Origin of the sequence: Lapidilactobacillus wuchangensis, from assembly GCF_003946645.1 — a bacterium.
Classification (GTDB): Bacteria; Bacillota; Bacilli; order Lactobacillales; family Lactobacillaceae; genus Lapidilactobacillus; species Lapidilactobacillus wuchangensis.
In genome coordinates this window covers 83,319-96,722 of the sequence record NZ_RHOU01000003.1, presented here as the reverse complement: position 1 = coordinate 96,722, position 13,404 = coordinate 83,319, and the positions used below count along the sequence as shown (strand labels likewise).

The 13,404-nt window shown below is 41.3% G+C and carries 12 protein-coding genes and 1 other annotated feature; all 12 genes read left to right on the top strand.

Going from position 1 to position 13,404, the window contains the following annotated elements:
- Window positions 1-130: 130 nt before the first annotated feature.
- Window positions 131-913, top strand: a complete 783-nt coding sequence (locus tag EKM82_RS04060) for a TrmH family RNA methyltransferase (protein WP_125767039.1) — start codon at window positions 131-133, stop codon at window positions 911-913.
- 102 nt (window positions 914-1,015) lie between these two features.
- A complete protein-coding gene (locus EKM82_RS04055; protein WP_125767038.1) occupies window positions 1,016-1,528 on the top strand; it encodes an HD domain-containing protein in 513 nt (170 codons plus the stop codon).
- A 40-nt stretch (window positions 1,529-1,568) separates the two neighbouring features.
- Complete coding sequence (locus EKM82_RS04050) at window positions 1,569-1,922, top strand: winged helix-turn-helix transcriptional regulator (protein ID WP_125767037.1); 354 nt, start codon at window positions 1,569-1,571, stop codon at window positions 1,920-1,922.
- Between the two features lie 1,039 nt (window positions 1,923-2,961).
- Window positions 2,962-3,184: a binding site (T-box leader), on the top strand.
- 50 nt (window positions 3,185-3,234) lie between these two features.
- Window positions 3,235-4,284, top strand: a complete 1,050-nt coding sequence (gene pheS / locus EKM82_RS04045; protein WP_164508092.1) for a phenylalanine--tRNA ligase subunit alpha — start codon at window positions 3,235-3,237, stop codon at window positions 4,282-4,284.
- A 2-nt stretch (window positions 4,285-4,286) separates the two neighbouring features.
- Window positions 4,287-6,701 (top strand): phenylalanine--tRNA ligase subunit beta, encoded by a 2,415-nt coding sequence (gene pheT, locus EKM82_RS04040; RefSeq protein WP_125767036.1) that lies wholly within the window; start codon window positions 4,287-4,289, stop codon window positions 6,699-6,701.
- A gap of 50 nt (window positions 6,702-6,751) precedes the next feature.
- Complete coding sequence (locus EKM82_RS04035; RefSeq protein WP_125767035.1) at window positions 6,752-7,201, top strand: GNAT family N-acetyltransferase; 450 nt, start codon at window positions 6,752-6,754, stop codon at window positions 7,199-7,201.
- A gap of 1,118 nt (window positions 7,202-8,319) precedes the next feature.
- The gene (gene mltG, locus EKM82_RS04030) at window positions 8,320-9,417 is read left to right on the top strand and encodes an endolytic transglycosylase MltG (protein ID WP_125767122.1); all 1,098 of its coding nucleotides are present in this window, start codon (window positions 8,320-8,322) and stop codon (window positions 9,415-9,417) included.
- A 17-nt stretch (window positions 9,418-9,434) separates the two neighbouring features.
- Window positions 9,435-10,067: a uridine kinase gene (udk, locus tag EKM82_RS04025; protein WP_125767034.1), complete on the top strand. Its 633-nt coding sequence runs from the start codon at window positions 9,435-9,437 to the stop codon at window positions 10,065-10,067.
- A 213-nt stretch (window positions 10,068-10,280) separates the two neighbouring features.
- Window positions 10,281-10,754 (top strand): transcription elongation factor GreA, encoded by a 474-nt coding sequence (gene greA / locus EKM82_RS04020; protein ID WP_125767033.1) that lies wholly within the window; start codon window positions 10,281-10,283, stop codon window positions 10,752-10,754.
- Window positions 10,755-10,980: 226 nt separating this feature from the next.
- The gene (liaF, locus tag EKM82_RS04015; protein WP_125767032.1) at window positions 10,981-11,718 is read left to right on the top strand and encodes a cell wall-active antibiotics response protein LiaF; all 738 of its coding nucleotides are present in this window, start codon (window positions 10,981-10,983) and stop codon (window positions 11,716-11,718) included.
- A complete protein-coding gene (locus tag EKM82_RS04010; protein ID WP_125767031.1) occupies window positions 11,715-12,779 on the top strand; it encodes a sensor histidine kinase in 1,065 nt (354 codons plus the stop codon). Before liaF ends, EKM82_RS04010 begins: the two co-directional genes overlap by 4 nt.
- Window positions 12,772-13,404: a response regulator transcription factor gene (locus EKM82_RS04005; RefSeq protein WP_125767030.1), complete on the top strand. Its 633-nt coding sequence runs from the start codon at window positions 12,772-12,774 to the stop codon at window positions 13,402-13,404. Before EKM82_RS04010 ends, EKM82_RS04005 begins: the two co-directional genes overlap by 8 nt.

Here is a 13,404-nt window from a genome sequence, read left to right as displayed (position 1 = left end):
ATTTCAGTTGCTAGTCAATGACGTGATTTGTTTTCCCAAGGAGCAAATTGAGATATATTTCTGGATTTTTTCTTATTTTAATTAAAAGTTTGCTATGATAGAGGTAATTAGAAGATAAAGGTCGATTTAAATGCAGAAAATTGAATCTCCAAAAAATGAGCAAATTAAGCAAATTAAAAAGTTACAACAAAAAAAATATCGTCAGCAGCAGGGACGCTATTTACTGGAAGGTTGGCATTCAATTAAAGAGGCGTTGAATAATCAACCCGAGAAAATTAAGCTATTATTGGTTGAAGCAGATTATTTGGCAACGGTGGCGCCGTTAGCTGAGCAGGCTACTGGGGCACAATTAATCGAAATTACCCCACGAGTAACTGAGGTTTTAAGTGAAACAGTTCATCCTGAAGGCGTCTTTGCCGTGATTGACAATCAGGCAACGGTGGTTGAGCAAAATGATCAGCCGCGGCCTTGGTTAGTTCTGGATCGAGTTCAGGATCCCGGCAATGCAGGAACCATGGTGCGAACTGCTGATGCGGCTGGCTTTGCTGGGGTTGTTTTCAGTGAGGGTGGCATTGATCCTTGGAATAGCAAAGTCGTTCGTTCCATGCAGGGTAGTCAATTCCATTTACAAGTTTTGCAAGTACCTGATTTAAAAACTTGGTTATTAGCCCAACGGACAGCCGGCTATCAGTTGTTGGGGACTTTAGTTGATCCTAATGCGACTGATATGCGTGCTTTTCAGCCAGCTTCTGGTGCTTATGCCTTAGTGTTGGGTAATGAAGCTCATGGCATGGCGCCAGAATTAGCCGCCGAAATGGACGTTAATCTATACGTGCCGATTTTCGGTCATGCTGAATCATTAAATGTGGCGATTGCCGCAGCAATTTTGATGTATCAGCTACAACTGAACTAGACAACTTATCATTTGTAAGTCGCTTGAGTTTATTTTTTCAAAAAAAGTTGGTAAAATTGGTTTAATCGATGGTCAGTTAACACATAGTAAGGGAGCTTTTGCATGGTAGATTTTTCTTCTTGGCATAACGACCAAGAATATCTCAGTATTGTTCAAGATTTATTGGACCGGCCGGAAGTTCAAAAATTAGCTGAGTATACTCAGCATCATTATACGAATCGTTTGGATCATAGTTTGCGGGTATCTTATTTGAGTTATTTAATCTGTAAGAAACATCATTTGGATTATCATGCGGCGGCACGAGCTGGTTTATTGCATGATTTGTTTTACTATGATTGGCGTCAGGTCAAATTCGATACTGGGACACATGCTTATATTCATCCGCGAATTGCGTTACGCAATGCTGAACGGTTGACTGAGTTATCAGCGAAAGAAAAGGATATTATTATCAAGCATATGTTTGGTGCCACTTTAGCTTTACCAAAATATCGGGAAAGTTGGATTGTTTCACTGGTTGACGATCAAGTTGCCGTGCAAGAAGTTGCCCGTCCTTGGCGTTTTCTGATGAAGGCACGTTTACGGAAACCTTTGGCTTATTTACGGACATTATTGTAGTTGACCATGTTGGTCGCATTATAAATGGAGGAGAAGTACTATGACTACGCATGTTTTTGCAACGAACGTTGTTGCTGATGAACCTTGTCAAATTTGCCCACGCTTTGAACGGACATTTGAATTCTTAGGGAAAAAATGGAATGGCTTAATTCTCAGTGTTTTATGTGAGAATGAATCGCTGCGTTTTAAAGATTTGGCTAAGGCCATTTCCCGTTGCTCAGACCGGGTTTTGGTGGAACGGTTAAAAGAATTGGAATCAGCAGGGTTGATTGATCGCTTCTCCGAGTCAGAGGGCCACCAAGTTACTTATAAATTGACCGAAAAAGGCAAGGCGTTATTGCCAGTCATGGATGCGGTTCATGATTGGGCCGATCAATGGGAATTATCCAATTAATTTAGTAATCGTCAAGCATGGTGTTTGTAATCAGCACCATGCTTTTTTCTATGGTTAATAAGGTTGAATCTAAATTGATTTTATGCAGGATGGTGGAAAACTCCGTTGCGGTCGGCGGGTTGTGGAACGTTGCCGGCATTGATTTGAGCTTATTGCTGCGCAACAATCTCAAATACAAACCTTCTTCTAACCGCTGAAGAGGCAAGAAGAATTTTGGCGACTGACAACCCGCCGGCCTCCACTACGTTTTGAGCTAGGCTGGTCCAATTTAGATTTGTTGGATTAAACGGCAGTGTTAGTGAAAATTGACTAGTACTCAGCGGCTACCTGAATTAGGAACTAATATTTAGAAAAAGCAGATTATGTAGATTAATGAATCTATTTCAACAGACTTATTAGATTTAGAGGAAGTTAGAAATTGTCGAGCTAGTTTATTTTGAACATTATTCAATTACAACTACAATTTGAATTGAGTTGATTGATCTTGCTACAGCTGTCTTAACATCTGAAATGAATGAAGTGCTCTGGATCAACTCCAGACGGAATGGAGTAATCTTGTCGTCAGCCGCCAAATTATTATTGGTGCTTTAGCACTTACTATAAGGTTTGTATTTGAGATTTTGTGTAACAAAAGCTCAAATCAATACCGGCCGCGTTCCACGACAAGCAGCCCGCAATGGAGTCAGAACTGATTCTGTTTAAAAACCATATCAGTTTCTACTTTTTGTAGTGCTGAAACGTGTTTGGGGCGACAAATGGCTATGCCTAATTTGATAATTTGCTCGATCGGTTACACCGCTCAATCAAATTATCGAAATTAGGCTACGCCAAAAGAACGTCGCCCCTCACACTCTGGTAAACGTGTTCGGGTCGGTAAATGGCTAGGTACAATTTAAATATTCACACGATCGGTTGCACCGCTCATGCAAATATTTGAAATTGTACTACGCCAAAAGCCCACCGCTCCTCACACTCTGATCTGGTACTTGACTTCATTTTTTGCTAAAGGTAAGATATGGATAAGTAAGTCAACTGAATAATTAGTTCGATGATGAAAGCAAGTAGTTAGGCCATGTGGTTTTAGAGAGACAATCAATTGCTGCAAGATTGTTAGCCACCCAGTTTGGCGAATTCCTTTCTGAGTTGATTTTTGAATACGAATGTTAGTAGAAAATCACGCTAGTCAGCGTTACGACTTAAGTGCAAGTTGATTGTTATGATTGGCTTGAATTAGGGTGGTACCGCGTTGCCTCGTCCCTTTGTTGGGGCGGGCTTTTTTTATTGGCCGAAATATTTGAAGGAGGTTGGTTTCATGAGTTTGAAACAACGATTAGAAGAGTTGAAAGATCAGGGCTTGCAAGATATTCAAGCTGCTGATAATCAACAAAAGCTTAACGATATCCGGGTTAAGTTGCTAGGTAAAAAAGGACCGATCACCGAAGTTTTACGTGGTTTAAAGGATTTAAGCAATGAAGAGCGGCCACAGGTTGGTTCGTTTGCTAATAAAATTAAAGGTGACTTGAGCAGTGCCATTGACGATCAATTAAAAGTTCTTGATCAGAAGACTTTGCAACGTCGTTTGGCGCATGAAACCATTGATGTGACATTGCCAGGTCGACCAGCACCAGTAGGGACGCCGCATATTTTGAACCAAACGATTGATAATCTAGAAGAATTGTTCATCGGTTTGGGTTACGAAGTGATTGACGGTCCTGAAGTTGAAACTGATCATTATAATTTCGAAATGATGAATATTCCTCGGAATCATCCTGCTCGTGATATGCAGGATACATTCTATATTACCCATGATTTATTAATGCGGACCCATACGTCACCTAATCAAGCTCGGACGCTGGAGAAACATGATTTTTCTAAGGGACCATTAAAAATGATTAGCCCCGGCCGCGTTTATCGTCGTGATAATGATGATGCCACCCATTCACATCAATTTAACCAATTGGAAGGTTTAGTGATTGATAAGCATGTGACGATGGCTGATTTGAAGGGAACTTTGGAAGTTGTTGCCCGTCACGTCTTTGGTGAAGAACGGGAAATTCGCTTACGGCCAAGTTATTTCCCATTCACAGAACCTTCGATTGAAGTTGATATTTCTTGTTTTGCTTGCGGTGGCAAAGGCTGCCGGGTTTGCAAGTACACTGGTTGGATCGAAGTTCTTGGCGCTGGGATGGTTCATCCGAATGTCCTTTCTCGTGCCGGCGTTGATCCCCAAGTTTATGGTGGCTTTGCTTTTGGCTTGGGACCAGATCGTTTCGCCATGTTGAAATATGGTGTCAACGATATTCGCGAATTTTACCAAAACGATTTACGTTTCTTACATCAATTTCAACGGGAGGTTAAATAATTATGAAAATTTCATACCAATGGTTAAGTCAATTCGTTGATTTAAAGAAAATCGAACCGCAAAAATTAGCCGACCAAGTTTCCGTTACTGGGATTGAAGTGGCGAGTGTGATTGCTCCTGATGCCGGCTTGAAAAAGATTGTTGTCGGCCATATTTTAGCAACCCGGCCACATCCTAACTCAGATCATTTGACCTTATGTCAAGTTGATATTGGTGCTGAAGAACCAGTCCAAATCGTTTGCGGCGCCCCAAATGTGGCTGCTGATCAATACGTCATCGTGGCTTTGCCAGGTTCACGGATTGCTAATAATGAAAAAATCAAGCGTGGTAAGATGCGTGGTGAAGCTTCTGAAGGCATGATTTGTGCACTTCAAGAAATTGGTTTCAGCGATAGTGTCGTTCCTAAAGAATATTTACATGGTATTTATGTTTTCCCTGAGGCTAAACCAGTCGGCGAGCCGGTCTTTTCATTCTTAGGCATGGATGATCGTTTGCTTGACTTTGATATCACGCCTAATCGGGCTGATACTTTGGGTATGCATGGTGCTGCTTATGAAGTTGGCGCGATGCTGCATGAAAAGCCTCGATTCCCAGAAGTTAATTTAAATGAAAGTGGTGCCAAATCCGCTGATTTAATTCATGTTAATGTTGAATGCCCTGACTTAGTACCACAATATTTACTGAAAGTGGTTGAAAATATTACCATTAAGCCAAGTCCATTGTGGTTACAGATTCGTTTATGGAATAATGGTATTCGCCCAATCAATAATGTGGTTGATGTCACAAATTATGTCATGCTGGAATACGGCCAGCCCTTACATGCTTATGATTATGCACAATTGCCAAACCATCAAATCACCGTTCGCCAAGCCAAAACGAATGAACCATTCGTTACCCTTGATAGCGAAGAATGGCATTTACGCGAGTCTGATTTGGTAATCACTGATGGTGAACAACCAGTTGGTGTTGCTGGCGTAATGGGTGGTTTGAATAGTGAAGTCACTGATCAAACCAAGACGGTTGTTTTGGAAGCGGCAGTTTTCAATCCAACGTCAATTCGGAAAACGGCCCAATGGACTAATTTGCATACGGAAGCGTCAACTCGTTTTGAAAAGGGGATTAATACAGCTGATGTTGAGACGGCCTTGCTACGCGCGAGCCAATTATTAGCTGATCTGGCTAATGGTCAGGTTTGCGAAGGGATTGCCGTTGGTAACCAACAAGTGCGCAAACCAATTCAAGTCTTGCTTGACCCAGCACGAGTTAACCATGTTTTAGGCACGGAAATTAGCCGCGCTGAAATGACTGATATTTTAACTGATTTGCAATTCGATTATCAAGATCAAGCTGATAAAATTCTAGTGACGGTGCCATTACGCCGTTGGGATATTAGCATTGAAGCCGATTTGATTGAAGAAATTGCCCGCCTTTATGGTTATGATAAATTGCCAAGTACGTTACCAACTGGCATTCAAACTAAGGGGAGTTTCAATCGGCGGCAGCAATTAATCAGAACGGTTCGGAAAAACTTGTTGGCCCATGGCTTGGATGAAGTGATTAGTTATTCGCTATTAACCGAGCCACAAGCGGTTGCTTTCACGCATACGCCTAAACCAGCCATTAAATTAGCTTGGCCGATGACCAAAGATCATGCTTACTTACGGCAGAACTTGGTCAGTGGGTTGTTACTAGACTTGCAATATAATTTGGCCCATAAGCAAAATGACGTGGCCATCTTTGAACAAGGCAATGTTTTCCAAACAATTGACGATCAGAATCAACCTAAAGAAGTCCCAATGGTCGCTGCGCTATGGAGTGGTCAAGTTAAGCCAACTAGCTGGTTAACCAAGTCACGGCAGTACGATTTCTATGATGCCAAAGGCGAAGTAGTTAATCTATTAACGATTTTAGGCGTGATTGATCAAGTCCAATTTATCGCCGATGATTCAATTGCCGCTTTACATCCTGGTCGGACTGCTAAAATTGTTTTGGCCGATCAAGTTATTGGTTTCGTTGGCGAAATTCATCCTAACGAACAACAAGCTTTGGACTTACCAATTACTTATGTGATGCAATTAGATCTTTTGGCAATTTTAAACACTGAATTGCCAACGATTGTTTCTGAATCAGCCGCTAAATATCCGGCTGTTGAACGGGACTTAGCACTGATTCTTGATCAGAACATTAGTAATGCCCAAGTTGTTCAGTTGATTAAGGAAAATGGTGGTAAATACTTGACTGACGTCAGCATTTTTGATGTTTTTGCTGGCGAGAAGATTGGTCACCACAAACGTTCATTGGCCTATCGCTTACATTTCCAAGATCCAGAAGCAACTTTGCAAGATGAACAAATTAATAAGGTTATGACGAAAGTAACCACTGCTTTGACTGAAAATCTTAAGGCACAAGTTCGATAATTTTCACCAATTTTCTGAAAATTGGCATCGTTTGTTGATGGAGGTTATTAATGATCACTATTCGTGAAGCAACACCGCAGGATGCTGCAACTTTAGTCAAATTAATGCGTCTTTACTATGATGACAGTCCGGTACCACACCAGTTCGCGGCGGCGGACATGCAAGCCCATTTGACGCGATTGAGCCAAGTGAATTCGGTGGGCAGTTTAATGGTCGCTGTGCAAGCGGACCAAATTGTGGGGTTTGCGCTGAACTATTTTGGCTTTGACACCCGGGCTTTACAGAAAACCTTGACCTTAAATGATCTGTTTGTGCTGAAAAGTGCCCGCCGTCAGGGAATTGCACGGCAATTAATCACGGCGACATTTGACTGGGCCCAGGTCCATCACTGTGTTAGTGTCGACTGGGTAACACGAACAAGTAACGTCGGTGCGCAACAGTTGTACGACCAATTAGCCGATCGTGAAACTGGTTGGTATCATTATCAACACCAGCTTTGAAATGCGGTATGACTTTTTACGATAAGGAAAAGTATTTCGTCTTCCCCAATTTGGGCGGTGGTCGCTGGGCGATTTAGAGGGCGTGGAACGCTGTGGCCGTCGATTTGAGCTTATTGCTAGCGCAACAATCTCAAATTCGAGGCTTATTCTAAGCGATAAATCGCTAAGAATAATTTCACAGCTGACGCCAATCGCCCAGCAACCACCTGTATTAACTAACAGAACTGAGCACCACTAATTAGAAAAGCAGATTGATGTAAACTACTAAGCCTGTTTGACAAGCTTTCTGGATAAAACCAGAAACTGTCAGACAGACTTTTTTGGTATTACTTTTTAGGTGTGATAACAATTTGAATCATTCAGTGGAACTATTCCACTATGATTGACTTAATCACTAACGACGATAAAGGGTGCTAACTCAGCTCCAGACGGAATGGAGGGATCTTGTCGTCAGCCGCCAAATTGTTTTTAGAGTGTGATGAGCAGCGGGCTTTCGGCGTAGAGTAACTGCAAATAATTGATTGAGCTGGTGTAACCAGATCGAGCAATTATTTCAGTTAATCATAGCCGTTTGCTGCTCTGAACACGTTTTGTGCTTTAGCACCTACAATAAGACCTGTATTGATGACAATTTGGTTTGTAATTGGCATCAATCAGTGTCGGCCGCGTTCCACGACAAGCAGCCCGCAATGCAGTCAAACCCAATTTTGTTTTTACACCTTTACTGGGTTTTAATGGTTTCAGCACTTGGTCTTTAATTGATTCGATCGATACCAGCAGCGTTCTACAACCAGCAGACCCAAAATGCAGTCATACACCACTCGGTTTCAATACTTTCACCAGGTTTTAAAGATTTTGATTTTCACCAGTAATCAGCCAAATTATTCCCACAATTGTCCAATCATTTAAAACAGCTTGGCTAAACAAGTCGTTAATTCTAATAATTTTGCCGCCAAAACCGCTTCAACTATTGCAGTTTAGTTAATTTTTAGGAAAATAGAGGTGTTTCGAGAATCTTTTTGGTATAATAATGCGAGAGTATTTTAAGAGGAGGGCTTTTTACTTTGGCAGATCATCAGTCTCCAGATCAAAAGACACAGACTAAGATTGCTGATGAGATGGAGGAAAAGCACGCACGTCACAATGCGGAAAAAAAGGCAGCCAGTAGAATTGTTTATTGGATTGTTGGTATCATCTCCATTTTAATCGTTGTAATTGGGTTTATGACTTATCGCTATGTCCATTCATCACTAGAACCCTATGATTCTAGTGACAAAACTAAAGTTGAGGTTAAAATTCCAATTGGGTCCAGCAATAAAGAAATTGCCGCTCAATTGCAGAATCGCAAAATTATTAAAAGCGCATCCGTCTTCAACTATTATATTAAGACGCACAACTACACTAATTTTCAGGCCGGCGACTATTATTTAAGTCCAGCCATGACTTTGGATCAAATCGTGACTCAGTTGCAGAAGGGTTACTCTGATCGCAAGGTTACTGGTAAAGTGCTCGTTAAAGAAGGGGTCACCGTTGAAGAAATTGGTGATGTTGTCGCTAAAAATACAAAATGGTCGAAGAAACAATTCTTAGCTTTAATGAAGAATGAAAGTTTCATGAAATCATTGGCTAAAAAGTATCCAGAATTGTTAACATCAGCAATGGCGGCAAAAGACGTTCGTTATCGTCTAGAAGGTTATCTATTCCCACTGACTTATAGTGTTTATGATGGCGATACTTTGAAAGATTTAGTGACGAGCATGGTTAAGGCCACTGATGAAAAATTAAGCGGTTCTTACAGCACGATTAAAGATCAGAAGTTAACGGTCCAACAGGTCTTAACTTTGGCTTCATTAGTTGAACGTGAAGGGGTTAAGGAAAGCGATCGTAAGAAGATTGCTGGTGTTTTCTTTAACCGTTTAGCAATCGACATGCCGTTGCAATCTGATATTTCGGTTATGTACGCTTTAAACACACACAAAGAAAGCTTGACCAATAAGGATACGGCCGTTAAATCGCCATATAACTTGTATAAGAACCCTGGTTATGGCCCTGGTCCATTTAACTCGCCAAGTATGCAATCAATTCTGGCCGTTCTTGAACCTAGTGATCGTGATCAGAACTATCTCTACTTTGTTGCTAACTTGAAGACTGGTAAGGTTTACTATTCACACACTTATGATGAACATTTAGCAACTAATGCAAGCTTAGATCAGTAAAGCGGAGGCCTCACATTTTGCAAAAGCCTATTATAATCGGTGTTACCGGTGGCTCCGGTAGTGGAAAAACAACAGTCAGTCAACGTATTTTTGAAAGTGTCTCGGGACATTCCGTGGCAATGTTACAACAAGATGCCTATTACAAATATTCACCATTACCCTTAGCGGAACGGCAACAAATTAATTTCGACCATCCGCTAGCCTTTGATAATGATTTGTTATTAGCGCACTTAAAGGCCTTGTTGCAGCATCAAGCAATTGATGTGCCGCTATATGATTATGAGATTTATAATCCCTCAACTCAGACCCGCCATCAAGAACCACGTGATGTGATCATTGTCGAAGGCATTCTAATTCTCGATGATCCGCGGATTCGCGATTTAATGGATATTAAGGTTTATGTGGATACTGACGACGATATTCGCTTATTGCGCCGAGTTCAGCGCGATATTCATGAGCGTGGTCGCAGTGTTGATAGTGTTTTTGCCCAGTATATCAAAACCGTGAAACCAACTTATCATCAATTCGTCGAACCAACAAAGCGCTATGCTGATGTGATTATTCCTGAAGGTGGCCAAAATAGTGTGGCAATTGATTTACTTGTCACAAAGGTCCGCTCGGTTTTAAAGCAAGCCGCGGCAAATAAATAGCTAAATTCGTGAATGGAAATCCGTAGAAGTGACCTATATTCTGCGGATTTTTGATATTTATTCCATTAATGACTTGCGCAGTCCGTTTTTTTCAGAAAATATTTCGTAGAAGTTTTTAATGGTCAATGATTGACAAACCAAAACATAAAACATATTATATTGTCTTGTATACAAAAATATTAGTGAAATAATGAATCAGGAGTGTTAGATATTATGGCCGACAAATCTTTTCCAATGACCGCCGAAGGTCAACAAAAATTACAAGCAGAATTAGAACAATTAAAAACAGTTAAGCGTCAAGAAGTGATTGCCCGCATTAAAGTTGCTCGTGGCTTTGGTGATTTATCTGAAAATTCAGAGTATGAATCTGCTAAGGACGAACAAAGTGTTGTGGAAACACGGATCAGTCAAATCGAAGAAATGTTACGTTACGCTGATGTTGTGGATGCTAGCAACACTGATCCTGACGAAGTGACGATTGGCAAAACTGTTTCCTTCAAAGAAGACGGTGAAGATGATGAAGAATCATATACCATCGTTGGTGCTGCTGAATCCGACCCAAGCGTTGGTAAAATCAGCAATGACTCACCAATTGCTAAAGCTTTAATTGGCCACAAAAAAGGTGACAGCGTTGAAATTGAAACACCTGGTGGCTCATTTAGCGTTGTGATCGTCTCAGTCGCTTAAATAAGCAGTGTTTAATAAGTTGTAAACTTTAAAGTCTGTTCAAGATACTGTCGCTTCAGCGTAAACGGAAGCTCATTATCGGGAACAGATTTTTTTATTTATTTAACAGATAGTTGGTTTAAAATAGTTGGTTCAAAAAATTTAGCCAGTTCAGTCTTGAGACAGATGGCGCTGCCAGTTACTTTTGTTATAATGAACTTAAATTATGAGATAAGTGAGGGTTACTATGCGTAAATTTCTTCCCTTCTTCGGTATTGTTCTGATTGGCTGCCTGATCTTGTTAGGGTGGCAGGTTTTCAGTACGCCGGCCGCATTAATCTTTTTTATATTAGGTATTTTAATGTTACTGCTACAGAATCGCCGTCATCAGCAAGGTCGAAAAGTCAGTAACTTTATGCGCTTGGTTGCCGTGCTGGCGATTGTCATTTCCCTAGCCAGTCAAGGCTCATTTTGGCTGTTTCTATTTGTTGTCTTATTAGGATTAGTCTTGTTTGCGCCAACTTCAATTGGTCATGGTGGCCATTTCTTCTGGCAGAAGAAGAAATACTTGGCTCCTCAAGTGACGACCGCTGCTGAAAACAATCTCAATGTCCAAGTTGAGAAAAATCAGTGGTGGGGCGACCAAACGATTGGCAATCAAGTTTACCAATGGCAAGACATTAACCTCAAGGAACTGGGTGGCGACACTATTATTGATTTAGGTAATACGCTGTTACCAGTTGATCGCGAGAATGTGGTTATTTTACAAAAAGGTTTTGGCGATACGCGAATTTTAGTGCCATTTGGGACGGGCGTGTATTTGGAACATGCGACTTTTCTTGGCGAAGTGCGGATTTCTGGTCAACGACATGAATTAAAAAATCAGACTTTTCGTTTGAAAAGTCCTGAGTACTTGAAGAGTGAACGGCGAATTCGAATCGTGACCAGCTGCTTGCTAGGCGATTTGGAGGTGGTTTATGTATGAGCCGCTTCCGTAATCTTTGGATTTTTGCCTTAACGATGCTAGGGGCGCTCTTGTTTGCGCTGGTGCCATTATTAATGGTGGCCTACACCAGTGGCAATTGGGCCAGCCTCAGTACTATGTTATTTCAGTCTTACTGGTCGATTTCATTAATTGGTTATTTGGTCATTGGCGCTGCGCTGTTTGGAATTTTAATGATGAGCTTAGTCAATTATATTAGCCGCCGCACTGAACGTCGGCATTTACAAGTACTTGATAGTATCTTGCAAGGCCATTATGTTGAGCAACAATGGCAACTTGGCAACGAAGACACGCGCTCGCAGGCAATCAATCATCGCCTAACCCAGATTAATGAGAAAATCGCCAGTTTACAGCAAGAATTACAAACCTTCTCTAATCAGCCACTACGTTTTGAAGGCGAAACGCGTGAGCAAATTCTAGAAGGTGAGCGACATCGACTGGCACGGGAACTGCATGATTCTGTGTCGCAACAATTATTTGCGGCGATGATGATGCTATCGGCTTTAAGTGAGACGGCTCAACAAACCAATCTTGACCCAAATTACCAGAAAATGATCACGCGGATTGAGAAGGTTATTAACGAGGCCCAATCAGAAATGCGGGCGCTGCTATTACATCTTCGGCCAACCAATCTTGAAGGTCGCTCGTTAAAAGAAGGCATCATCCAATTGTTGCAAGAATTGCAAACCAAGATTAAAATTAAGATTACTTGGGAAATGGATGATGTTCGTTTAAAGTCAGGCGTTGAGGACAATCTTTTCCGAATTGTTCAAGAATTACTGTCCAATACTTTGCGTCATGCCCACGCTGATCAAATGCAAGTTTATCTGAAACAAGTTGATCAGGTCGTTGTTTTGCGGGTTGTTGATAATGGGGTTGGCTTTGATATGAAGCAACAAGAAAAAGCTGGTAGTTATGGTCTTTCAAACATTCGTGAACGGGCCGAAGCCATCGGTGGCACGCTACGCACTATTAGTTTTAAAAATGAAGGGACAAGTGTAGAAATACGCGTGCCAATTGTAACGGAGGAAGAACATGATTAAAGTTTTAATTGTTGATGATCACGAAATGGTTCGTTTAGGCATTTCATCATACTTGTCAGTCCAACCAGATATGGAAGTTGTTGCCGAAGCTGAAAATGGTGCAGAAGGCGTGACTAAGGCGCTGGAGGTGCGGCCGGACGCTATTTTAATGGATGTGGTCATGCCCGTGATGGATGGCATTCAAGCAACCAAAGAAATTTTAAAAAAATGGCCTCAAGCAAAGATTATTATTTTAACCAGTTTTATTGATGATGAGAAAGTCTATCCAGCGATTGAAGCTGGCGCCGCTAGTTATATTTTGAAAACATCGACTGCCGCCGAAATTGCCCAAGCAATTCGGGCCACGACTAAGGGCGAATCGGTTTTAGAGCCAGAAGTGACGACCAAGATGATGAATCGCATGGCCGAAAAAAACCAACCGCAATTATATGAAGATTTAACGGCTCGTGAACGCGAAGTGTTGTCGCTAATTGCCCAAGGAAAAAGCAATAAAGAAATCGCTGATGAGCTTTTCATTACTTTGAAGACTGTTAAGACCCACGTTTCCAATATTTTGGCAAAATTACAGGTTGAAGATCGTACTCAGGCCGCAATCTACGCCTTTCAACATCATTTAGCCAAATAA

Coding starts and splice junctions, on each gene's coding strand:
- EKM82_RS04060 (WP_125767039.1), top strand. CDS start 131: ATGCAGAAAATTGAATCTCCAAAAAATGAGCAAATTAAGCAAATTAAA.
- EKM82_RS04055 (WP_125767038.1), top strand. CDS start 1,016: ATGGTAGATTTTTCTTCTTGGCATAACGACCAAGAATATCTCAGTATT.
- EKM82_RS04050 (WP_125767037.1), top strand. CDS start 1,569: ATGACTACGCATGTTTTTGCAACGAACGTTGTTGCTGATGAACCTTGT.
- pheS (WP_164508092.1), top strand. CDS start 3,235: ATGAGTTTGAAACAACGATTAGAAGAGTTGAAAGATCAGGGCTTGCAA.
- pheT (WP_125767036.1), top strand. CDS start 4,287: ATGAAAATTTCATACCAATGGTTAAGTCAATTCGTTGATTTAAAGAAA.
- EKM82_RS04035 (WP_125767035.1), top strand. CDS start 6,752: ATGATCACTATTCGTGAAGCAACACCGCAGGATGCTGCAACTTTAGTC.
- mltG (WP_125767122.1), top strand. CDS start 8,320: ATGGAGGAAAAGCACGCACGTCACAATGCGGAAAAAAAGGCAGCCAGT.
- greA (WP_125767033.1), top strand. CDS start 10,281: ATGGCCGACAAATCTTTTCCAATGACCGCCGAAGGTCAACAAAAATTA.
- liaF (WP_125767032.1), top strand. CDS start 10,981: ATGCGTAAATTTCTTCCCTTCTTCGGTATTGTTCTGATTGGCTGCCTG.
- EKM82_RS04010 (WP_125767031.1), top strand. CDS start 11,715: ATGAGCCGCTTCCGTAATCTTTGGATTTTTGCCTTAACGATGCTAGGG.
- EKM82_RS04005 (WP_125767030.1), top strand. CDS start 12,772: ATGATTAAAGTTTTAATTGTTGATGATCACGAAATGGTTCGTTTAGGC.